Raw genomic sequence first — 21,731 nt, 5'->3', positions numbered from 1 at the left:
GCCGGCGGCCGTCAGCCGGTCCAGAAGCCGCGGTCGAACTCGGCGGATGCCGGCGGCCCGGCGAAGATGATCGACCGGTCCGACACCATCTTGACCGTGTGCAGGGCCTGACGGTCCAGCAGCGCGTTGATCTCGGTGTCGTTGAGCTGCTCGATCTCCTCGAAGAAGCTCAGCACCCGGCTCACGTAGAGCGCGATGAGGTGGTCCCGCGCGCTCTGGAAGTGGCCGGCCGCGAGCGTCTGCACCGCGTCCGCGAGCAGCGGCGGCCAGTCCTGGGTGGCGATCCGAGGGCCCCACGGAGCGGCGGGCAGCGCGGCCATGTTCGGGAAGAAGCGGCCCATCTCGGGGCCGTGGGCCGCCAGGTAACGGCGCACCGAGGCCCCGACCTCCGCTACCAGGGCGGGGTCCTGCGGTGCGGCGGCGCTGTCCACCGCGCGCCGGATGACCGGGCCGTCCAGGGAGGCGGGTCGGGGCCGCTCAGAGCGCAGCGCGACGTGGAACAGGGAGTCCAGGACCTGCTGGGGCAGGTGCAGGATCTTCGGGAACGGCGAGTTGTGCAGCTTGCGCCCGAGTGGCACCTCGACCACCGGGTGCCCCTCGCGCAGAGTGTTGGCGGTCAGCCAGATGTCGATGCCGTAGAGCTGCGCGCTGGCCGGGTGCGGCCACTCCGGGACCCGGCACAGCAGCGCGCGGTTCAGCGCGAACTCGCCGCCGATGGGCTGCTGCAGATGGCGGCCGAACAGCGCGGCGACCAGCGGGCGGGCCAGGTGGTTGGTGGTGTTCGCCTCGTACCGGTTGCGCCGGTACACCGGGACCGCCAGCCTCGGTCCGGGCCCGTCGACGGCCGAGGCGAGCCGGCCGATCCAGTCCGCGCGCGCCGAGCGCAGGTCGGCGTCCAGCAGGATCAGCCGCTCGGCCCGCACCTCGAGCGCCGTGGTGATCAGCGCCAGCACGTTGGTGCCCTTGCCGGTCGCCCCGCCGCCGGACTGCACCACCCGTTTCGGGGTGTCGGTCGGCGCGGCCAGGAAGGCCTCCGGTGTGCCGTCGGTACTGCCGTTGTCCGCGAGCACGAGCAGGTTGTTCCCGCCGGGGAAGGCCAGCCGCAGGCCGGCGTCCGCCGCCCGGGCGACCGCGGCGATGGTGGTGGCCTCGTCGCGGGCCGGGATGCCCACGACGGTCACCCCGGACACGGTGGAGTCCGCGCCGGGCTCTGGGGTGGACCGGACCGCACTGACCATGATCGCTACCACCCCTTCCGCCGGAAACCCGGCCGGACGGCGGTCCCGAGGCATCGGGACGGACGTCTCGACGTGGTCGGCAGCGGTGACGAGACCACCAGGTCGCTCGACCCGCGGTGGCTACCCACGGTAGGGCCGGAACGCGGCACTTGGCCAGCACCGTCGGCGAGTCGGCTCGTCGGCGAGTCGGCCGCTCGGTTGCGGCGTCACGACTCGGTAAGGGTCGGCGGCGGTACCGCCTGGCTATGGTGGCCACGTGTTGATCACCGAGCGTCGGTCCGGCCGGCGCGGCGGTGTCCTCCCCGACCTCGTCGCGGTTGCCGGCGCCGCGCTGCTGGTGGCGGTGGCCGCGCTCCTCGGCTGGCGGCTGATCGGCGCCGGTGTGGACATCGACCTGGGGTTCCCGCCGCTGCTGGCCCGGTGGCTGCCGCACGTCGGCCCCGGCACGCCGGTGGCGGTGGCCGTCGCCGGCCTGGTGGCCACGAACGGTCCCGGGCTGGCCGCGCGGCTGCGCTGGCGCACGCTGCTCTGGGCCGCGTACCCGACGGCGGTGCTGTGGACGCTGGCGCTGGCCATGGTGGACGGCTGGCAACGGGGGGTGGCGGGGCGGCTGGCCACCAGGGACGAGTACCTGCACGACGTGCCGCTGGTCGGCGACGTCCCGCTGATGCTGCGCACCTTCTCCGACCACATCCTGACCACGGCGGTCGACCCCGGCCAGAGCTGGTTCTGGACCACCCACGTCGGCGCCCACCCCCCGCTGGCGTTCCTGCTGTTCGTCTGGCTGGACCGGGTCGGCCTCGGCGGGGGCGGCCCGGCCGGGGTATCGGTGATCTTGGTCGGGGCGTCGGCGTGCGTGGCCGTGGCGGTCACCCTGCGTTCGCTCGGCGCGGAGCAGGTGGCCCGCCGCGCGCTGCCGTTCGGGGTGTTGCTGCCCGGCGCGGTGTGGGTCGGGGTCTCCGCGGACGGCCTGTTCGCCGGCGTCCTGGCCTGGAGCGTCGCGCTGGTCGCGGTGGGCTGTGCCGGGCGCGGTCTCCGGTCCGGGGTCGCGGCGGTGGCCGGCGGGGCGCTGTACGGCTGTTGTCTCTACCTGTCCTACGGGCTGGCGCTCGGCGTGCTGCTCCCGCTGGCCGTGCTGGTCGGTACCGGTGCCGGCCGTGCGGCGGTGCTCGCCGCCTCGGGTCTGGCCGTCGTCGTGCTGGCGTTCACCGCGAGCGGGTTCTGGTGGTTCACCGGCTACGCCGACGTCAAGGTGATCTACGCGGCGAGCATCGCGGCCAGCCGGCCGTATCTGTACTTCGGGCTGGCCGACATCGCGGCGGTGCTGTTCGCCGCCGGCCCGGCACTGGTCGCCGGGATCCGGCGGGCGGTGGCCGCCCCCGGGGCCGTGCCGCGGCCGGCGGCGCTGCTGGCCGGCGCCGCGGTGGCCGCGATCCTGCTCGCCGACCTGTCCGGCATGAGCAAGGGCGAGGTCGAGCGCATCTGGCTGCCCTTCGTGGTCTGGCTGGTGCCACTGGCCGCACTGCTCGGGCGGCCGGCGGCACCACGGGCCTGGCTGCTCGGCCAGGCGGTGCTGGCGCTGGCGGTCAACCACCTGCTGCTCACGGTGTGGTGAGCCGCGCGGGGAAACCGATCGCCCCGGCATGCTCGCACCGACCATGATGACCTCGGCGGGACGGGAACGGGGGCCATGGGCGGGCAACGGGACACAGCTCCGGCGCTGACGGCGTTCGTCGGGCGGGTCGGCGACCACAACGACCGGGCGATGAGCGCCGCCGGCACCCTCGGCGAGGCACTGGCGACCCGGATGGCGCTGCCGCTGACCACGGTGGGCACCCCGAAGCCGGCGCTGGCGCAGGGGTGGCGGGTCGAGCTCGACGCGGCCCGGAACGACCTCGTGGCGATGCGGCGGCGGTACGGGGAGCTCCTGGATCAGGGGCAGGTCCCGGTGTCCGCCATCACCCGGTGCGCGGTCGCGGTGGCCACGCTGCCCGCGATCGCGCGGGTGCACCCGGACGCGGTGGTGCTGTGGCTGGACGCGCACGCGGACATCAACGTGCCCGACTCCAGCGCGTCCGGCTACCTGGGCGGCATGGCGCTGTCCGGCCCGGCGGGGCTGTGGGACACCGGCCACGGCGCGGGCGTCGACCTCAGCCGTGCGGTGCTGTGCGGCGCCCGGGACATCGATCCGGCCGAGCGCGGGCTCATCGACGCCGGCCGTATCCGGCACCTGCCGATCGGTGACGGGCTACCCGAGCGGCTCGCCGGGCTGCTGAGCGGGCACCGGGTCTACTTCCACCTCGACTGCGACGTGCTGGAACCCGGGACGGTACCGACCGACTACGCCGTGCCGGGCGGCCTGACACTGCCCCAGCTGAACGCGATTGCCGAGGTGGTGGCGGCCGGCGAGCTGGTGGGCGCGGAGTTCGGCGAGTACGAGGGCCGCTGGGCCGACGGCACCCACTGCCCACCGGACGAGCTCCTCGACGCGCTGAGCCCGCTGTTGGCAGCCCTGACCGGCTGACGCACCGGCCGGTTGTTACCCAGCTGCACAGGAGGCAGGCCGCGGGCCGGCAAAACCTGCCTGGTGTGCAGCTCGGCAACAACGCAGCTCGGTAACAACGCTGCGCGGTAACAACGCTGCCCGTCGGGCTCAGCCCTTGAGCACCGCCCTGGCCATGACCATCCGCTGGATCTGGTTGGTGCCCTCGTAGATCTGGGTGATCTTGGCGTCCCGCATCATCCGCTCGACCGGGAAGTCCTGCGTGTAGCCCGCGCCGCCGAACAGCTGGACCGCGTCGACGGTGACGTCCATCGCCACGTCCGAGGCGTAGCACTTCGCGGCGCTGGCCATGAACGTCATGTCCTTGTCGCCGCGCTCCACCTTGGCGGCCGCGACGTAGACCAGCTGGCGGGCCGCCTCGACCTTCATGGCCATGTCGGCGAGCATGAACTGCACACCCTGGAAGTCCGAGATCGAGCGACCGAACTGGCGGCGCTCCTTGACGTAGGCCACCGAGGCGTCCAGCGCGCCCTGGGCGATGCCGAGGGCCTGGGCGCCGATGGTCGGCCGGGTGTGGTCGAAGGTGCGCATCGCGGTCTTGAAGCCGGTGCCGGGCTCGCCGATGATGCGGTCCGCCGGGATGGTGCAGTTGGTCATGTAGATCTCGCAGGTGGGCGAGCCCTTGATGCCGAGCTTGCGCTCCTTCGGGCCGACCTCGAAGCCGGGGTCGTCGGCGTGCACCACGAACGCGGAGACGCCGTTCGCGCCCTTCTCCGGGTCGGTCGTCGCGAAGACGGTGTACCAGGACGAGACGCCGGCGTTGGTGATCCACGCCTTGGTGCCGTTGAGCACCCAGTGGTCGCCGTCGAGCCGGGCCCTGGTCTTCATGGCCACCGCGTCCGAGCCGGACTCCCTCTCGGAGAGGGCGTAGGAGATCATCGCCTCGCCGCTGGCGATGGACGGCATGACCTGCTTCTTCAGCTCTTCCGACGCCGCGAGCAGGATCGGCATGCTGCCCAGCTTGTTGATCGCCGGGACCAGGGAGGAGCTGGCGCAGACCCGCGCAACCTCTTCGATCACGATGCAGCCGGCGACCGCGTCCGCTCCGTCGCCGCCGTACTCCTCCGGAAGGTGCACCGCGTGGAAGCCCGCGGCGGTGAGCGCCGTACGTGCCTCCGTGGGATAGCGCGCCTTGTCATCGACGTCGGCGGCATGCGGCGCGATTTCCTTCTCGGACAGCGAGCGGACGGCCGCGCGCAGCTCTCGGTGCTCTTCGGGGAGCTGGTAGATGTCGAAATCCGGGTTCACGAGCGGTGATGTTAATGCCACGCCCTGCGCCCGCACAGAGGACGACACCCCTACGGACATGTGACAGCCCCCGGGCCGTATCACACCTTCGGGTTAGCGAAGAGCGGTGTGACCGAGCTGGACAATGGCTCGGAGCCCGGGGGCCGGGTGACTGTCGGGGGATTGCCGGCACCGGACCGGCTTCCATCGACCGTCAGGATTCGCGGTGCTAGCGGACAGCCACCTCACAAGTCCTGCTGCTATTCAACGCTGGACCACCTCCCTCCGTGTGTACTCGTACGCTACGACCGGAACGGCCGGTCCGGCAACGAGGTTTGCTGAGAGCGATACCACTGGGTGCCTCGGCGGGCGCTACTCGGCCAGCGAGGCCCGCAGCGCGGCGTCCTTGGCCAGCACCAGTTTCTCCAGCTCGGCCTGCTGGGCGGCCACCCGGGCGCGCAGCTCCGGGTCGGACGCGCCGAGCATCCGGACCGCCAGCAGGCCGGCGTTGCGCGCCCCGCCCACCGATACGCAGGCAACCGGCACCCCGGCCGGCATCTGCACGATGGACAGCAGCGAGTCGAGCCCGTCCAGGTAGGCCAGCGGCACCGGCACCCCGATCACCGGCAGCGGGGTCGCCGAGGCCACCATCCCCGGCAGGTGGGCCGCCCCGCCGGCACCGGCGATGATCACCCGCAGGCCGCGCCCGACGGCGCTCTCCGCGTAGTCCAGCATCCGGCGCGGGGTGCGGTGCGCGGACACCACGGAGACCTCGTGCGCTATCCCGAACTCCTTGAGCGCCTCGGCCGCCGCCGACATCACCGGCCAGTCCGAGTCGCTGCCCATGATCACGCCGACCACCGCGCCGCCGTCCGCCCTGTCAGCCCAGTCCGTCATTCAGTGCACCTCCCAGCCGTCCCGCCAGACTGCCCGGGACATCCACTCCGCCGCCAGCGAGGCACGCCGGCGGGTGTCGGTCAGGTCCGCGCCGAGCACGGTGACGTGCCCGATCTTGCGACCCGGCCGCTCGCCCTTGCCGTACAGGTGCGCCTTTGCATCGGGGAACCGGGCGAACAGGTGGTGCAGCCGCTCGTCCATGCCCATCTCCGGGACCGGGTCGCCGCCGAGCACGTTCGCCATCACGGTGACCGGCGCGGTCGCCGTCGTGTCCCCCAGCGGGTAGTCCAGCACCGCGCGCAGGTGCTGCTCGAACTGCGAGGTGCGGGAGCCCTCGATGGTCCAGTGCCCGGAGTTGTGCGGCCGCATCGCCAGCTCGTTGACCAGCAGCCCGGTCCCGTCCGGGCCCGGCCCGTCCACCTCGAACAGCTCGACCGCGAGCAACCCGACCACGTCGAGCTCGGCGGCGAGGTGCAGCGCGAGCCGCTGGGCCGCCTCCGCGCGCGCCGGGGGCAGCCCCGGTGCCGGCGCGATCACCTCCACACAGATCCCGTTGTCCTGCACGGACTGCACTACCGGCCACGCCGCGCCCTGCCCGAACGGCGAGCGAGCCACCAGCGCGGCCAGCTCGCGGCGCATCACCACCCGCTGCTCGACCAACAGCGGGGTGTCGGCCGCCAGGGTCTCGGCCACGATCGGGGCAGCGTGGATCGGGTCGTCGAGCATCCAGATGCCGCGCCCGTCGTAGCCACCCCGCCGCGCCTTGAGCACCACCGGCCAGCCGTGCTCCGCGCCGAACGCCGCGACCTCCGCCATCGACGACACCGCGCGGAACGGCGGGCACGGCGCTCCCAGCGCGGACAGCCGCTCGCGCATCACCAGCTTGTCCTGGGCGTGCACCAGCGCGGCGGGCGCCGGCCGCAGCGGCACCGCTCCACCGACCGCCGAGCCGGCCAGCGAGGCGAGCGGCTCGGTGGGCACGCCCTCGTGGTCGAAGGTCACCACGTCGCAGGTCTCGAGGAACTCGCCGAGCGCGGCGGCGTCGTCCGGGGCGCCGAGCACGACGTTCGGGCTCACCATGGCGGCCGGATCGTCGGGTGACACGGCGAGCACGCGCAGTGACTGCCCGAGCGCGACGGCCGCCTGATGGGTCATCCTGGCCAGCTGCCCGCCGCCGACCATTCCGACGACGGGGAGGCGAGTGCGGGGGTCCACAGGGTGGAGACGATATCCGGGCCGTTCGTCGACCTCGGTCGGAGGCCATCCCGGCCGTTCAAGCGGTGTTTCCCGCGACAGTCGGTGAGCGCCGGAGAGCGATCTCTTAAACTGGCCCGGTGACGGTCGTCGAAACGGCGCTCCGCTTGATCCCACAGCCCTACCGTGCTGTCGCGATCAGGCACCGAGAGTTGCTCAAGTTCGCCATGGTGGGGGGAACCACCTGGGTGATCGATACCGCCATCTTCCTGGTCCTCAAGAGCACGATCCTCGAGCCCAAGCCGGTCACCGCGAAGGTGATCTCCGTGCTGGTCGCCACGCTGGCCTCCTACGGCCTGAACCGCGGTTGGTCCTTCCGCACCCGGGGCGGGCGCGAGCGCCATCACGAGGCGGTGCTCTACGTACTGGTCAGCGGGGTGAGCGTGGCCGTCTACGCCGCTCCGCTGTGGCTGTCGCGCTATGCGTTCGACCTGCGGGTACCCGCCGTCTCGCTGATCACCGAGCACTGGGCGGACTTCATCAGCGGCCAGATCATCGGTGTGCTGGTCGGCATGGCGTTCCGCTGGTGGGCGTTCCGCCGCTTCGTCTTCCCGCACCAGGATGTCCGGCGCCAGGTAGTAGTCCCCGCCGCGGAGGGCTGAGCGGCTGTGCCCGACTCCCCACCCGACTCCCCGCCCGACTCCCCGGACGCCGACCTGCGGTTGGCGTTGACCCTGGCGGACACCGCCGACCGGATCACGCTGGCCCGCTTCCGGGCCGCCGACCTGCGGGTGGACCGCAAGCCGGACCGCACCCCGGTCACCGACGCGGACACCGCCGCCGAGGACGCCATCCGCGCCGTGCTGGCCGAGCAGCGCCCCGGTGACGCGGTCCTCGGTGAGGAGCGCGGCGGCTCGCTGGACGGGCGGGCCTGGATCCTGGACCCGATCGACGGCACCAAGAACTACTCCCGCGGTGTGCCGGTGTGGGCCACCCTGATCGCGCTGGCCGAGCAGGGCCGCCCGCTGGTCGGTGTGGTCAGCGCGCCGGCGATGGGCCGCCGGTGGTGGGCCAGTGCCGGCGGCGGCGCCTTCACCAGCGAACTCGGCGGCGCGGTGCGGCGGCTCGCGGTGTCCGGCGTACGCGACCTGGCGGACGCCTACCTGTCGACCACCGAGCTGAGCAGCTGGCAGGAGCTCGGCGTCCTGGACCGGTACCTGCGGCTGGCCGAGCAGTGCTGGGTGGTGCGCGCGTTCGGCGACTTCTGGCAGCACGTGCTGGTCGCCGAGGGCGCGATCGACCTGGGCATCGACGCCGAGGCGAACACCTGGGACCTGGCCGCGCTGCAGCTGATCGTCACCGAGGCCGGCGGCACCTTCACCGACCTGGCCGGCACCGCCCGCTTCGACGGCGGCAGCGGCGTCTCCTCCAACGGCGCGCTGCACGACGCCGCGCTCGCCCACCTGACGGCGTAACCCGGTATCGGCCGGTATCAGCAGGCGCCTCCCGGTCCGGCCGTGGCACGATCTCGGCCATGCCAGAGCTCGCGTTCGAGGACTTCAAGGGCAGCCAGGTGTTCGACCTGGGCACGATCGCCGTCGACGGCGACGAGATGGTCGAGTTCGCCCGCCGGTTCGACCCCCAGCCGTTCCACCTGGACCCGGTGGCGGCCGCGAACAACGCGCTGCTCGGCGGGCGGCTGTGCGCCTCCGGCTGGTTCACCGCGTCGCTGTGGATGCGCTCCTGGGCCGAGGTCGTGCTGAACCGCTCGACCGCGCTGGGCTCGCCCGGCGGCAACTCGCTGAGCTGGCCGGCCCCGGTGTTCGCCGGCGACGTGCTCAGCTCCCGGGCCGGGGTGCTGGGGGCCCGGCCGTCCCGCAGCAAACCGGGGATCGGCCTCGTCGACGTGCTGGCCACCCTGCACCGCGGCGACGACTGCGTCTACCGCGCCCAGTTCACCGCGATCTTCGGCACCCGGGTACAGCTGACCTCGTGAGTGGCCGGCGTTGTCCGCGCAACGCCAGCCACCCACTCACTCACGGCGGGTCAGGAGCCCTGGCCTTCCTTGTTGGCCAGCTCCTTCTGGTACTTCTCGGTCATGTGCGCGACCGCAAGATTCTGCTGCTCGGCGTGCCCGGTGCGGGTGTCCGAGGCCCGCTGCTTGGCGTTCCGGGTGGCCTGCGCCTGCCCCTGGAACTCCGGCATCACGTGCTGCGCGATCAGCTCGTAGGACCGCCGGGTGGCCTCCGGGTTGGCCCACTCGTGCGCCAGCAGCAGGAACGCGCCGAAGCCGCCGGACTGGTCGACCAGCCGCTGCACCTGGGCCTTCGCGTCCTCCACGGTGCCGATCGCGCCGGTCCCGGACTCGTTGATGAAGTCGATCATCGCCTTGAGGTCGCCGCCGCTGCCGACGTCCATCTGCGGGAACGCGGCGACCTTCTGGAAGTAGTTGAACCATTGCTCGATGCCGTGCTCAACCTCCTTGTAGGCCTGCTCGCGGGTCTCCGCGATGTGCATCAGGCCGACCAGGCGCCACTTGTCCCGGTTCACCGTGGTGTTGAAGGCGGCGGCCCGCTCCTCCATCACGTTCCAGTGGTGTGCCAGCGCGTCGAAGCCGTCGGAGGTCAGGGTGGCGCCGATGGACAACAGGCCCACCCCGTGCTTGCCGGCGAGCCTGGGCCCGGTCGGCGAGGCGACGGCGGCCACCGCGACGTCGAAGTGCGGGTCGGAGTACGGGCGCAGGTGCAGCTGGGCGTTGACCAGCCGGTGCGTGCCGGTGTCGACGGTGACCGGTTCGTCGCTGGTCAGCAGCCGCATGACCACGTCGAGGTTGGTCTCCAGCAGCTCCCTGGTCTGGGTCGGGTTGAGCCCGATCATCGCCGAGTCGGTGGGCAGCGAGCCCGGCCCGACACCGAGCATCACCCGGCCCCTGGTGAGGTGGTCCAGCAGCACCAGACGCTCGGCCACCCACAGCGGGTTGTGGTACGACAGCGAGGTCACGCCGGTGCCCAGCTTGATGTTCTTGGTGCGCTCGGCGGCGGCCGCGATGAAGATCTCCGGCGAGGCGATGATCTCGCTGCCCGCCGAGTGGTGCTCGCCGATCCAGGCCTCGTCGTAGCCGCACTGGTCGAGGTGTTCGACGAGCCGCAGGTCCCGTTGCAGGGCGAGCGTGGGGTTCTCCCCCGCGGGGTGGAACGGGGCAAGGAAGATACCGAACCGCAGTCTGCTCATGGCCTCACGCTACGGCGCGGCAGTGATCCCCGACACCGTTGCGGAAAGGTTGCGAACGGTCGGCCTCAGCTGGGCGCGGCGGCCTGGTAGAGCAGGCCGTAGACGTGCTGGACACCGGGGATGTCCTCGAAGTCCAGCGGTTCGTCGGAGGCGGACTCGACGCTCAGCGTGCCGCAGCCGAGCATCCGCTCGAACACCGTCTGGCGGAAGTGCACGCTGGTGATCCGGTTCATCGGGATCTCGAAGCCGGTACGGGTGAGCACGCCCTCGCGGACCAGCACCCGGCGGTTGGTGACCACAAAATGGGTGCACCGCCAACGCAGCAGCGGTGCCACGGTGAACCAGACGATCAGCACCAGGGCCACCACGACGATCGCCAGCGAGCCGTACGTGCTCCACTGCTGCCCGTTGATCAGCGCCGCGAGGTAGGTCGCCAGCCCGACCGTGACCAGGAAGATCAGTGCGGGCAGCACCAGCATCTTGGGGTGCGGATGCTCGTGGGTGAGCACCTGCTCCCCGGAGACCAGCAGCTCGTCCGGATAGGGCACGCACTCACGGTAGCGCGCTGTATCCGATCGGTCGGGCAGGCGCTCGGGGTGCTCTCCGGGCGCTCAGCCCAGCTGTTCGGCGGCCCGCTCGCCCGGTACCGGCCGCAGGTGCACGACGTCGCCAGCCGCGACCGCGCGCGTCGCGCCGCTCTGCTCGCGCACCAGCAGCCGCCCGTCACCGTCCACGTCGAACGCGGTGGCGAACGTGGAGACGCCGCCCGGCTGCTCGATGCGGACCGGCGAGCCGAGCGTCGCGCAGGCGGCCCGGTAGTCCGCGAGCAGGCCCACCGCGTCCGGGTCGCCGCCCGCCGCCCGCCAGGCCGCCTCGTCCGCCAGCAGCCGGCGCAGCAGCGCGGCCAGCAGTGCGTTGCGGCTGACCCCGGCGCCCTCGGCGTGCAGTGAGCTGGCGCCGTCGGGCAGCTCGTCGCGGCGGTTGCGCACGTTCAGCCCGATGCCGATGACCACCGCCGGCTCGGCCCCGCCGGCGTCGGCCTCGGCGAGCAGCCCGGCGCACTTGGCCACCGCCGGCCCGCCGGGCGGCCCGAGCAGCAGGTCGTTCGGCCACTTCAGCGCGGCGGCCAGCGGGGTGAGCTCGGTGACCGTGCGCAGCAGCGCCAACCCCGCCAGCAGCGGCAGCCAGCCCCAGCGGGTGGTCGGCACCCCGCGCGGGCGCAACAACACGCTCACGGTCAGCCCGGCGCCCGGCGGCGACGTCCAGCGCCGGTCCAGCCGGCCTCGCCCCGCCTGCTGCAACTCGGCGACCAGCACAGCGCGGTCCGGGGCGCCGGCGCGGGCGGCGGCCAGCAGGTCGGCGTTCGTCGAACCGGTGCGGGCCACCACGTCGAGACAGGCCACCGGTCCGGCTGGGGCGAGCAGCTCGGAGCGCAGCGCGACGACGTCCAACGGGTCGGCCAGCGGGGTCTCGAACGGGGCGTCCAGCGGGTCGGCGAGCGGCGGGAGATCCACCCGCTGGAGGGTACTCGGGGATGAGTCAGCTCACTGCGGGCCGCGTTGCGCGGCTCCGTTTGGTTATTGTGCCCAGCCATGAGCACCGCAACGCAGCCGCTCGGCGAGCCACCGGCGGACGAACCGGACATCCACACCACCGCCGGCAAGCTTGCCGATCTCTACCAGCGCCACGATGCGGCGGTGCATGCCGGCTCGGAGAAGGCCATCGAGCGGCAGCACGCCAAGGGCCGCCAGACCGCCCGCGAGCGCATCGACCAGCTGCTCGACCCGGGCTCGTTCGTCGAGCTGGACGCGCTGACCCGGCACCGCTCCACCAACTTCGGCATGCAGGCCAACCGGCCCTTCGGTGACGGCGTGGTGACCGGCAGCGGCACCGTCGACGGCCGCCCGGTGTGCGTGTTCAGCCAGGACGCGACGGTGTTCGGCGGCTCGCTCGGCGAGGTGTACGGCGAGAAGATCGTCAAGGTGATGGACCTGGCGATCAAGATCGGCTGCCCGGTGATCGGGATCAACGACGGCGGCGGCGCCCGGATCCAGGAGGGCGTGGTCGCGCTCGGCCTGTACGGCGAGATCTTCCTGCGCAATGTGCGCAGCTCCGGGGTGATCCCGCAGATCTCGCTGATCATGGGTCCGTCGGCCGGCGGCGCGGTGTACTCCCCGGCACTCACCGACTTCACCGTGATGGTGGACAAGACCAGCCACATGTTCATCACCGGGCCGGACGTGATCAAGACGGTGACCGGCGAGGACGTCGACATGGAGGAGCTGGGCGGCGGCCGGGCGCACAACTCCAAGTCCGGCGTGGCGCACTACCTGGCCGATGACGAGGACGACGCGCTCGCCTACGTCAAGGAGCTGCTGTCGTTCCTGCCGTCCAACAACCTGTCCGAGCCGCCGGCGTTCGCGGCCGCCGAGCCGGTCGAGGGGTCCATCACCGACGGGCTCACCGAGACCGACCTGGAGCTGGACACCCTCATCCCGGACTCGCCGAACCAGCCCTACGACATCCGTGAAGTGATCAGCCGGGTGGTCGACGAGGGCGAGTTCCTCGAGGTGCACAGCCTGTTCGCGCCGAACATCGTGGTCGGTTTCGGCCGCGTCGAGGGACAGAGCGTCGGCGTCGTGGCCAACCAGCCCACCCAGTTCGCCGGCTGCCTGGACATCGACGCCTCCGAGAAGGCGGCCCGGTTCGTGCGCACCTGCGACGCGTTCAACATCCCGGTGCTGACCTTCGTCGACGTGCCGGGCTTCCTGCCGGGCACCGAGCAGGAGTGGAACGGCATCATCCGGCGCGGCGCGAAGCTGATCTACGCCTACGCCGAGGCCACCGTCCCCAAGGTCACCGTGATCACCCGCAAGGCCTACGGCGGCGCGTACGACGTGATGGGTTCCAAGCACCTCGGCGCGGACGTGAACATCGCCTGGCCGACCGCCCAGATCGCGGTCACCGGGGCGCAGGGCGCGGTGAGCATCCTGTACCGCAAGGACCTCAAGGAGCTGGCCGGCGACGAGCTGGCGGCCAAGCGCTCCGAGCTGCAGCAGGACTACGAGGACACCCTCTGCAACCCCTACATCGCGGCCGACCGCGGCTACATCGACGGGGTCATCCCGCCGTCGCACACCCGGGGCCACGTCGGCCGGTCGCTGCGTCTGCTCGCCACCAAGCGGGAGGCCGCGCCGGCCCGCAAGCACGGGAACATCCCCCTGTGAGCGACTCGGCGGGCGACTCGGTGGGCGACACGGTGGGCGACTCGCCCGAGCCCGGGCAGACCGAGGAGGCGACCCCGGAGCAGCGGCGCGCGCTGTTCCGGGTGGTCCGGGGCGAACCGGACGACGTCGAGGTGGCCGCGCTCGCCGTGGTGCTGGCGGCGGCCGCATCGGCGGGTTCGGCGGCCGAGTCGGGTGGGACCCGGCGCACCAGCGTGTGGACGGACCGCCAGTCGATGCTGCGCCAGCAGCTGCACCCGGGCCCCGGCGCCTGGCGGAACTCCACCCTGCCGCGCTGACCGATTTCGGGTTCCGGGCTCACCGAGAGCTACCCCCGCCCCCTGTTACCGAGCTGCACAGGAGGCAGGCTCGGCGCGCCGAAAACCTGCCGGTTGTGCAGCTCGGTAACAACAGAGCGGTTTCGCCGAGATCGACCGGAGGGTCGCCTCGGCCATGATCGAACAGCCCTCACGTCGATCTCGACGGCGGGCGACCGGCGCTGTCGCGTATTCCTACGCAGAGCAAAGCGCCCACCGCGCGCCGACCACTACCGCGCCGGCCAACTACCGCGCCGGCCACTACCGCGACCACTACCCTGACCGGCCGTGCAGATCATTCTCGCCTCCGCGTCCCCGGCCAGACTCGGCGTGCTGCGCGCCGCCGGCCTCGATCCGAGCGTCGAGGTGTCCGAGGTGGACGAGGACGCGGTGCTCGCCACGCTGCGGGGCGCGCCGCCGGCCAAGGTGGTCAACGCGCTGGCCTGTGCGAAGGCGGCGACCGTTGGCCAACGGATCGGCCCGACGATGGCCGACGCGGTGGTGATCGGCTGCGACTCCATGCTGTCCATCGACGGCCAGCTGGTCGGCAAACCCGGTACCGCGGCGCGGGCCAGGCAACGCTGGGCGGCGATGGCCGGGCGCACCGGCGAGCTGGTCACCGGTCATGCCGTGCTGCGGCTGGGCGGCGGCGCGGTGGAAAAGGTCGCGTCGCGGCACGCGACCACCACGGTGCGGTTCGGGCGGCCCAGCGAGGCCGAGCTTGACGCCTACCTGGCCTCCGGGGAGCCGTTGAACGTCGCCGGCGCGTTCACCCTGGACGGGCTGGGCGGCTGGTTCGTGGAGGGGATCGACGGCGACCCGTCCAACGTCATCGGGATCAGCCTGCCGCTCACCCGCGCGCTGCTCACCGAGGTGGGCGTCCAGGTCACCGATCTGTGGCGAACAGGGATAGCCTGAGTCCTATGCCGGTACCCAACGACACGCATCCCAAGCTCGCCGCCTACGCGCACCCGGAGCGCCTGGTCACCACGGAATGGCTGGCCGAGCAGCTCCAACAGCCCGGGGTGGCTGTGGTCGAATCCGATGAGGACGTTCTGCTCTACGACACCGGGCACATCCCCGGCGCCGTCAAACTCGACTGGCACACCGAGCTCAACGACCCGGTGACCAGGGACTACGTCGACGGCGCGCGGTTTGCCGAGCTGCTCGGCGAGCGTGGCATCGGCCGCGACACCACCGTGGTGATCTACGGCGACCGGAACAACTGGTGGGCGGCCTACGCACTCTGGGTGTTCAGCCTGTTCGGCCACCAGGACGTGCGGCTGTTGGACGGCGGCCGCGCCAAGTGGGTCGCCGAGGGCCGCGAGATGACGAGGGACGAGCCGACCCCGGCGAAGGTCGACTACCCGGTGATCGAGCGCGACGACAGCGCGATCCGGGCGTTCAAGGACGACGTGTTGGCGCACCTGGGCCAGCCGATGGTCGACGTCCGCTCCCCCGGCGAGTACTCCGGCGAGCTGCTGCACATGCCGGACTACCCGCAGGAGGGCGCGGTGCGCGGCGGGCACATCCCGGGCGCTGCCAGCGTGCCGTGGGCGCGGGCCGCCGCCGAGGACGCCACCTTCAAGTCCCGCGACGAGCTGGAGGCCATCTACCAGCAGGAACAGGGGCTGTCCCCGTCCGACGACGTGATCGCGTACTGCCGGATCGGCGAGCGGTCCAGCCACACCTGGTTCGTGCTCACCCACCTGCTCGGCTTCCCGCACGTGCGCAACTACGACGGCAGCTGGACCGAGTGGGGCAACTCGGTGCGGGTGCCGATCGCAGTAGGTGCCGAACGCGGCTCGGTGAAGTGACCGCGCCCGTAGAGCTGCCGCCCAGGTTGGCGGAACTGGTCGAGGACTTCTCCGACGTCAGCGTCAAGGAGCGGCTGCAACTGCTGCTCGAGCTGTCCGAAGAGCTACCGGCGTTGCCAGAGCGCTATTCCGGGCACCGGGACCAGATGGAGCAGGTGCACGAGTGCCAGACGCCGCTGTTCCTGGCGGTCGAGGTGGCGGCGGACCCGGACCGCACCGTGCACCTGTTCTTCGACGCCCCACCCGAGGCACCGACCACCCGGGGCTTCGCGTCGATCATGCAGACCGGCCTGGACGGCGAGCCGGCCGCCGAGGTGCTGGCGGTGCCGAACGACTTCTACCTGGCGCTCGGCCTCGGCGAGGCGGTCAGCCCGCTGCGGCTGCGCGGGATGGCGGCCATGCTGGCCCGGATCAAGAACCAGGTCCGGTCAGCGGGGTAGCGCTTCCTGGGGCACCTCGGCGGTGCCCGGCGCGGTGTCGTCGCCCGGGTCGCTCCCGGGGCTGATCCCGGGGTCGGTCCCGGAGGCGGCGCCGGGCGCGACACCGAGCTCGGGGTCGACGGACGAGTCGGGGCCGGTGCTGTCCGTGCCGGTGTTCAGCACGATGGACTGGACGGTGTACGAGGACCCGCCGGGTACCGGCTTGGTGCTGAACGTGGTCGGTGTGGTGAACCGGTGGAACTCGCAGTGCCGGCTGAAGGTGGCCAGCGGCGCGTTCCAGTCCCGCCCGATCGTGTAGAACACGTCGTAGTCGCCGTCCGGCACCCCGGTCAGGGTGGCGGACCGGCCGGCGTTGACCGCCATCGACACCAGCAGTGCACCACCCTTGGCCAGCAGCACGACGCCGTCCTTGGTGCCGTTGTCGCGGACCTGCAGCTCGCCGTCACCGGTCGCGCCGGCCCGCCGGTCGACCAGCACCGCACCGTTGCGCGGCCGGTTCTCCACCGAGTTCTTCTCGGCCGGCAGCGCGCTGCCCCAGCGGAACGACGGGCGGTCGCTGCGCAGGGTGCCCAGTGAGGTCGCCACCGTGCGCAGGTTCGGCATGCTCGGGGCGGTACTGATCGCGGTCAGCGCGACCGGCCCGGCGCAGATGGCGTGCAGGTCGATCTGCTGGCTCAGGTAGGCGAGCTCGCGGCCGAACTGGCGCAGCCCGGCGGCCAGCGCCGCATTGTCGCCCGAGACCGAGGCGGGCACCGGCCCACTGGTGGTCAGCCGCTCGCTGGCGGCGCTCGCCACGCCGGCCGCCGACAGCACGGCCTGGTCCAACACGTCCAGCGAGGGAGCCTGGCCGACCGCGGTGAGCGCGCCGGACAGCTCCGCGTCGGTCTGGTTGAGCATGTCCTGGTAGCCATCCGGGGTGGACACCGGCAGCGCCGGGGCAGCCGCCGGCGCGGCCGCATCCGGTGCGGCGCCCGACGAGGCGCAGCCCGCGAGCCCCAGCACGGTAACGAGGAGAGTCGCGGTCAACGCCAGCACAACGCGCGGTGCCTTGCCCGACATCTCAACCCCCCGCCTTCCCTGTGCAGGCTAGTCGCGCCTCGCGGGAACACCGACTTGGAGCCCGAGCACCCCGAATACCCGGGAAACCTCAAATGTTCCCCTGTGAAAGCTCAAGCCCCGATCAATCCGCTCGCCCGCCCCTCCGCCGCTGCTCACACTCCCCAAGTACGGCTCGGCCGGTCGGCACGGACAGGCGAGAGAGGGGCGTACCGATGAGCACTCCGGTTCTGGCTCTGAGGATTCTGGCGCTGAGCGGCGACACGTGGGGCATCAGCGGGCCCACCTTCCTGACCTGGTACGCGGCGCTGGCCGCAGCCGTGGTCGCGGCCGCGGTGGCGGCCCGGTTCCTGATCCGGAACCGCCCGACCCTGCCGGACAGCACCGTCTCGCTGGACGAGGGCGGCGATACGGACCCGTACCTGGCCGCCTACCTCCACGGCGGCGCCGAGCTCACCCTGCTGGCCGCGCTCAGTGCGCTGCGCGCAGCCGGCCACCTGCGTGGCCGCGGCAACCGGTGCGAACGGCTCGGCGAGCCGCCGAGCGGGGTCCGGCCGGCCCTGGAACGGGCCATCCTGATCGAGACGGCCAGCCCTCGGTCGCGCGCCCAGCTGGCTCAGGCGTACACGGTCAGCACCGCGCTCGACGAGCTGCGTGACGAGCTGGTCCGGCGCCGGTTGCTGCTCACCGACAGGCAACGGAACCGGATCCGGTCCTGGACCTACGCCGTGCTGGCGGTCCTGGCCGTCGGACTCGTGCGGCTGGTCGACGGGGTCGTGGGCGGCAAGCCGATCGGCTACCTGCTGCTCACCGTGCCGCTGCTCACCATGGCCGGTGCCGTCCTGCTGCTCACGCTGCCGGTGCGGAGCATTCCCGGCAGCCGGGCGCTGTCGACCCTGCGCACCAAGCACGACCACCTCAAGCCCTCGATGAAGCCGAGCTGGACGGCGAACGGCCCCGCCGGCGCCGCACTGGGTGTCGCGGTCTTCGGTACCAGTGCGCTGTGGACCGCCGACCCGGGGTTCGCCGCCGAGGTCGTCGCGGCCAGGTCCGGCTACGGCGTCGCGGCCACGTCCGGCGGCGGCGGGTACTCGGTCGGCACGAGCTGGTTCGGCGGCTCCGGGTCCGGCTGCGGCGGATCGTCCGGCGGCTCCAGCTGCGGCGGCGGGTCCTGCGGTGGCGGTGGCGGTGGGTGTGGCGGATGACCAGCCCGATCACCCACACGCCGACGACCACACCGACGACCACACCGATGACCGACGCACCGGCGACCAGGCCGACCGGCGCACCGCCGGAGCTGGGGCTCGGGATCGGCTGGCGGACCGAGATCGCAGGTCTGCTGCCCGAGCTGCCCGGTCTGCGGTTCTGCGAGGTAGTGGCCGAGTCGCTGCGGCACGGCGCCGCGCTGCCGGCGCCGCTCGCGCGGCTGCGGGAGCAGGGCGTGACCGTGGTTCCGCACGGCACCCGGCTGTCGCTGGGTGGCGCCGAGCCGCTGGACCCCCGGCGGGTGCACCAGTTCACCTCGGCGGCGGCCGCACTGGCCGCGCCGCTGGTCAGCGAGCATGTGGCGTTCGTCAGGGCCGGCGGGTTGGAGGCCGGTCACCTGCTACCGGTGCCGCGCAGCCGGGAGGCGCTGCGGGCGTTGGTCCGCAACGTGCGGGCGTTGCGGACCGAACTGGACGCACCGCTCGCGCTGGAGCCGATCGCCGCACTGTTCGACTGGCCGGACGACGAGCTGACCGAGGCCGACTTCCTCACCGAGCTGCTCGAACAGACCGACACCTGGCTGCTGCTGGACCTGGCCAACGTCCACGCGAACGCCCAGAACCGGGGCACCGACCCGGTCGCGCTGCTGGACCGGCTGCCGCTGGAGCGGGTTGCCTACGTCCACGTGGCCGGCGGGGCCGAGCACGACGGGCTCTACCACGACACCCACACGGCGCCGACTCCCGAACCGGTGCTCGTACTGCTCCGCGAACTGTGCGCTCGCCACCCGCCACCCACCGTGATGCTCGAACGGGACGGCAACTACCCACCGGCGGACCGGTTGCGCACCGAGCTGGACGCCATCGCCGGGGCCGCCGGGATGCCCCGCATCACCCGCGCGGCGGGGCGGCCGATGCCCGTGAGCGAGCTCACGATCGCCCGGGGGAAGCGGTGCGGACGCGCCCGGCCGGCGCCGGCGGGGAGGGTCCGTGAGCAATCCCACACTGGCCGCCAGGCAGGCCACGCTCGTCGCCGCACTGGTCGCCGGCGGCCCGGTACCGGCGGGGTTCGACGAGCGTCTGGTCGGCGTCGCGGAGCGGTCACTGCGGCGTAAACGGGCCGCCGAGGTGGCCGCCGCCTGGCCCCTGCTGGCGGCCGGCCTCGGTGATCAGTGGGGCGACCGTTTCAGCAGGTGGGCGTGGGGCCGACCACCTCGCGGTGCACTGCGGGACGGCTGGGACGTGGCCCGGGAGCTGGCTTTCCTCGGTCAACTACCGCCGCTCGCCGAGCCCGAGCTGGCGCTGCGCGAGGTCGGCGCCCACTACGACGGCCGGCACGACCCACGCCCGCGCCGGCTACCCTCGGTGCGATTCGTGCCCGGTGGGTGCGCTATCGGGTTACTCGGCCGGGTCCACCTCCTCTGCTGGCTGTAGAACCTCCTAATACACTCGACCGATCGTGGTACGAGTTGATCTCTATGCAGGAGGCACCGTGGCCGCCGAGGCGACCCGACAGTTGCGGAAAGTGCTCATCGCCAACCGGGGCGAGATCGCGGTCCGGGTGATCCGAGCGTGCCGGGACGCCGGCCTGAGCAGCGTCGCCGTGTACGCCGACCCGGATCGGGACGCGCTGTTCGTCCGGCTCGCGGACGAGGCCTTCGCGCTCGGTGGCAACACCGCGGCGGAGTCGTACCTCGACTTCGACAAGGTCATCGGCGCCGCGAAGCAGGCCGGCGCCGACGGGATCCACCCCGGCTACGGCTTCCTGTCCGAGAACGCGGACTTCGCCCAGGCGGTCATCGACGCCGACATCACCTGGATCGGCCCGACCCCGCAGGCCATCCGCGACCTCGGCGACAAGGTCACCGCCCGGCACATCGCCACCAGGGCCGGCGCGCCGCTGGTGCCCGGCACCAACGACCCGGTCTCCGGTGCCGACGAGGTGGAGGCGTTCGCCGACGAGTACGGCCTGCCGGTGGCCATCAAAGCCGCGTTCGGCGGCGGCGGCCGGGGCATGAAGGTGGCCAGGGAGCGCAAGGAGATCGCCGAGCTGTACGAGTCGGCGGTCCGCGAGGCCACCTCGGCGTTCGGCCGGGGCGAGTGCTTCGTGGAGCGCTACCTGGACAAGCCCCGCCACGTCGAGGCGCAGGTACTCGCCGACACGCACGGCAACGTCATCGTGGTCGGCACCCGCGACTGTTCGCTGCAGCGCCGGTTCCAGAAGCTCGTCGAGGAGGCGCCCGCGCCGTTCCTGTCCGACGAGCAGCGCGCCACCATCCACGACTCCGCCAAGGCGATCTGCAAGGAGGCCGGCTACCACGGCGCCGGCACGGTGGAGTTCCTCGTCGGCCAGGACGGGCTGATCTCGTTCCTGGAGGTCAACACCCGGCTGCAGGTGGAGCACCCGGTCTCCGAGGAGACCAGCGGGCTCGACCTGGTGCGTGAGCAGTTCCGCATCGCCGAGGGCGAGAAGCTGAACCTCACCGAAGACCCGGAGCCGCGCGGCCACTCCATCGAGTTCCGGATCAACGGCGAGGACGCCGGACGGAACTTCCTGCCCGCCCCGGGCACCGTCACCTCCATCGCCTACCCGGCGGGGCCCGGCGTGCGGGTGGACGCCGGCGTGGAGTCCGGCTCGGTGATCGGCGGCCAGTTCGACTCGCTGCTCGCGAAGCTGATCGTGACCGGCTCGGACCGGGCGCAGGCGCTGGAGCGCTCGCGCCGCGCGCTGGCCGAGTTCCAGGTCGAAGGCATGGCCACGGTGCTGGAGTTCCACCGGATCGTGGTGGACGACCCGGCGTTCGCCGCGCTGACCGAGGACGAGTTCACCGTGCACACCCGGTGGATCGAGACCGAGTGGGACAACACGGTGCCGCCCTTCGCCGGTGGTGAAGGTGCCGACACCGAGGACGACACGGCGGCGCGGCAGACCGTGGTGGTCGAGGTCGGCGGTCGGCGGCTGGAGGTCTCCCTGCCCGGTGACCTGGCCCTCGGTGGCGGCGGGGGTGGCGGCGCTGCCGGCGCCAAGAAGCCGCCGCGCAAGCGGGGTGGCGGCAAGAGCGGCGGCGCGGTGTCCGGCGACGCGGTGACCGCGCCCATGCAGGGCACCATCATCAAGGTCGCGGTGTCCGACGGGGACACCGTCTCCGCCGGTGACCTGGTCGTGGTCCTCGAGGCGATGAAGATGGAGAACCCGGTCACCGCGCACAAGGACGGCACCATCACCGGGCTGTCCGCCGAGGCCGGCAGCTCGGTGTCCCAGGGCACCGTGATCTGCGAGATCAAGGAGACCTGAGCGGCGGCTGGCCGGAGCGGACCGTTA

At 72.3% G+C, this 21,731-nt stretch carries 21 protein-coding genes; 13 read left to right on the top strand and 8 right to left on the bottom strand.

Annotated elements, in window-relative coordinates:
* Window positions 1–11: 11 nt before the first annotated feature.
* Complete coding sequence (locus ACTXG6_RS13430) at window positions 12–1,238, bottom strand: glycosyltransferase (protein WP_445188119.1); 1,227 nt, start codon at window positions 1,236–1,238, stop codon at window positions 12–14.
* A 256-nt stretch (window positions 1,239–1,494) separates the two neighbouring features.
* Here ACTXG6_RS13430 and ACTXG6_RS13425 point away from each other — a divergent pair, with 256 nt between their 5' ends.
* Window positions 1,495–2,853, top strand: a complete 1,359-nt coding sequence (locus ACTXG6_RS13425) for a hypothetical protein (protein ID WP_445188118.1) — start codon at window positions 1,495–1,497, stop codon at window positions 2,851–2,853.
* A gap of 75 nt (window positions 2,854–2,928) precedes the next feature.
* Window positions 2,929–3,762: an arginase family protein gene (locus ACTXG6_RS13420; protein WP_445188117.1), complete on the top strand. Its 834-nt coding sequence runs from the start codon at window positions 2,929–2,931 to the stop codon at window positions 3,760–3,762.
* Window positions 3,763–3,891: 129 nt separating this feature from the next.
* Here the strand turns inward: ACTXG6_RS13420 and ACTXG6_RS13415 are convergent, their stop codons facing one another.
* The 3 genes from ACTXG6_RS13415 to ACTXG6_RS13405 form a co-directional block, all read right to left on the bottom strand.
* Entirely contained in the window at window positions 3,892–5,049 is a 1,158-nt protein-coding gene (locus tag ACTXG6_RS13415) for an acyl-CoA dehydrogenase family protein (RefSeq protein WP_445188116.1), read from the bottom strand.
* Window positions 5,050–5,400: 351 nt separating this feature from the next.
* Window positions 5,401–5,925 carry a 5-(carboxyamino)imidazole ribonucleotide mutase gene (gene purE / locus ACTXG6_RS13410; protein WP_445188115.1) on the bottom strand — a complete coding sequence of 175 codons (525 nt, stop codon included), beginning with the start codon at window positions 5,923–5,925 and terminating at the stop codon, window positions 5,401–5,403.
* Window positions 5,926–7,140 (bottom strand): 5-(carboxyamino)imidazole ribonucleotide synthase, encoded by a 1,215-nt coding sequence (locus ACTXG6_RS13405; protein WP_445188114.1) that lies wholly within the window; start codon window positions 7,138–7,140, stop codon window positions 5,926–5,928.
* A 119-nt stretch (window positions 7,141–7,259) separates the two neighbouring features.
* Between ACTXG6_RS13405 and ACTXG6_RS13400 the strand changes: the two genes are divergently transcribed.
* From ACTXG6_RS13400 to ACTXG6_RS13390, 3 genes are read left to right on the top strand one after another with little or no spacing between them, the layout of a single operon-like run.
* Entirely contained in the window at window positions 7,260–7,781 is a 522-nt protein-coding gene (locus ACTXG6_RS13400) for a GtrA family protein (RefSeq protein WP_445188113.1), read from the top strand.
* A 6-nt stretch (window positions 7,782–7,787) separates the two neighbouring features.
* Window positions 7,788–8,594: a histidinol-phosphatase gene (gene hisN / locus ACTXG6_RS13395; protein ID WP_445188112.1), complete on the top strand. Its 807-nt coding sequence runs from the start codon at window positions 7,788–7,790 to the stop codon at window positions 8,592–8,594.
* A 59-nt stretch (window positions 8,595–8,653) separates the two neighbouring features.
* Window positions 8,654–9,115 (top strand): MaoC/PaaZ C-terminal domain-containing protein, encoded by a 462-nt coding sequence (locus tag ACTXG6_RS13390; RefSeq protein WP_445188111.1) that lies wholly within the window; start codon window positions 8,654–8,656, stop codon window positions 9,113–9,115.
* A gap of 50 nt (window positions 9,116–9,165) precedes the next feature.
* Here the strand turns inward: ACTXG6_RS13390 and ACTXG6_RS13385 are convergent, their stop codons facing one another.
* From ACTXG6_RS13385 to ACTXG6_RS13375, 3 genes are all read right to left on the bottom strand, one after another.
* A complete protein-coding gene (locus ACTXG6_RS13385) occupies window positions 9,166–10,350 on the bottom strand; it encodes an LLM class flavin-dependent oxidoreductase (RefSeq protein ID WP_445188110.1) in 1,185 nt (394 codons plus the stop codon).
* Between the two features lie 65 nt (window positions 10,351–10,415).
* Window positions 10,416–10,898, bottom strand: coding sequence for a PH domain-containing protein (locus tag ACTXG6_RS13380; protein WP_445188109.1), 483 nt, complete (start codon window positions 10,896–10,898; stop codon window positions 10,416–10,418).
* A 63-nt stretch (window positions 10,899–10,961) separates the two neighbouring features.
* Window positions 10,962–11,864, bottom strand: a complete 903-nt coding sequence (locus ACTXG6_RS13375) for a biotin--[acetyl-CoA-carboxylase] ligase (RefSeq protein ID WP_445188108.1) — start codon at window positions 11,862–11,864, stop codon at window positions 10,962–10,964.
* Between the two features lie 78 nt (window positions 11,865–11,942).
* Here ACTXG6_RS13375 and ACTXG6_RS13370 point away from each other — a divergent pair, with 78 nt between their 5' ends.
* The 5 genes from ACTXG6_RS13370 (at window position 11,943) to ACTXG6_RS13350 (ending at window position 16,148) form a co-directional block, all read left to right on the top strand.
* Window positions 11,943–13,577, top strand: coding sequence for an acyl-CoA carboxylase subunit beta (locus ACTXG6_RS13370; RefSeq protein ID WP_445188107.1), 1,635 nt, complete (start codon window positions 11,943–11,945; stop codon window positions 13,575–13,577).
* Window positions 13,574–13,873, top strand: coding sequence for an acyl-CoA carboxylase epsilon subunit (locus ACTXG6_RS13365; protein WP_445188106.1), 300 nt, complete (start codon window positions 13,574–13,576; stop codon window positions 13,871–13,873). Before ACTXG6_RS13370 ends, ACTXG6_RS13365 begins: the two co-directional genes overlap by 4 nt.
* Before the next feature lie 306 nt (window positions 13,874–14,179).
* Window positions 14,180–14,809, top strand: coding sequence for a Maf family protein (locus ACTXG6_RS13360; RefSeq protein ID WP_445188105.1), 630 nt, complete (start codon window positions 14,180–14,182; stop codon window positions 14,807–14,809).
* A 5-nt stretch (window positions 14,810–14,814) separates the two neighbouring features.
* A complete protein-coding gene (locus ACTXG6_RS13355) occupies window positions 14,815–15,708 on the top strand; it encodes a sulfurtransferase (protein WP_445188104.1) in 894 nt (297 codons plus the stop codon).
* Window positions 15,705–16,148: a SufE family protein gene (locus tag ACTXG6_RS13350; RefSeq protein ID WP_445188103.1), complete on the top strand. Its 444-nt coding sequence runs from the start codon at window positions 15,705–15,707 to the stop codon at window positions 16,146–16,148. Before ACTXG6_RS13355 ends, ACTXG6_RS13350 begins: the two co-directional genes overlap by 4 nt.
* On the opposite strand, the gene ACTXG6_RS13345 is transcribed toward ACTXG6_RS13350, so the two are convergent.
* Window positions 16,137–17,207: a hypothetical protein gene (locus ACTXG6_RS13345; protein ID WP_445188102.1), complete on the bottom strand. Its 1,071-nt coding sequence runs from the start codon at window positions 17,205–17,207 to the stop codon at window positions 16,137–16,139. The two genes, ACTXG6_RS13350 and ACTXG6_RS13345, sit on opposite strands and share 12 nt — an antisense overlap.
* A gap of 212 nt (window positions 17,208–17,419) precedes the next feature.
* Between ACTXG6_RS13345 and ACTXG6_RS13340 the strand changes: the two genes are divergently transcribed.
* From ACTXG6_RS13340 to ACTXG6_RS13330, 3 genes are all read left to right on the top strand, one after another.
* Entirely contained in the window at window positions 17,420–18,409 is a 990-nt protein-coding gene (locus ACTXG6_RS13340) for a TIGR04222 domain-containing membrane protein (protein ID WP_445188101.1), read from the top strand.
* On the top strand, window positions 18,406–19,524 hold the full coding sequence (locus ACTXG6_RS13335) for a DUF692 domain-containing protein (protein ID WP_445188100.1): 1,119 nt from the start codon (window positions 18,406–18,408) through the stop codon (window positions 19,522–19,524). The genes ACTXG6_RS13340 and ACTXG6_RS13335 overlap by 4 nt, the downstream gene beginning before the upstream one ends.
* Before the next feature lie 377 nt (window positions 19,525–19,901).
* A complete protein-coding gene (locus tag ACTXG6_RS13330) occupies window positions 19,902–21,704 on the top strand; it encodes an acetyl/propionyl/methylcrotonyl-CoA carboxylase subunit alpha (RefSeq protein ID WP_445188099.1) in 1,803 nt (600 codons plus the stop codon).
* The last annotated feature ends 27 nt before the right edge of the window (window positions 21,705–21,731 follow it).

This window comes from Pseudonocardia sp. Cha107L01 (genome assembly GCF_052566575.1).
The sequence above is the reverse complement of the archived record's forward strand: the minus strand, read 5'-3'. Positions and strand labels throughout refer to the sequence as shown.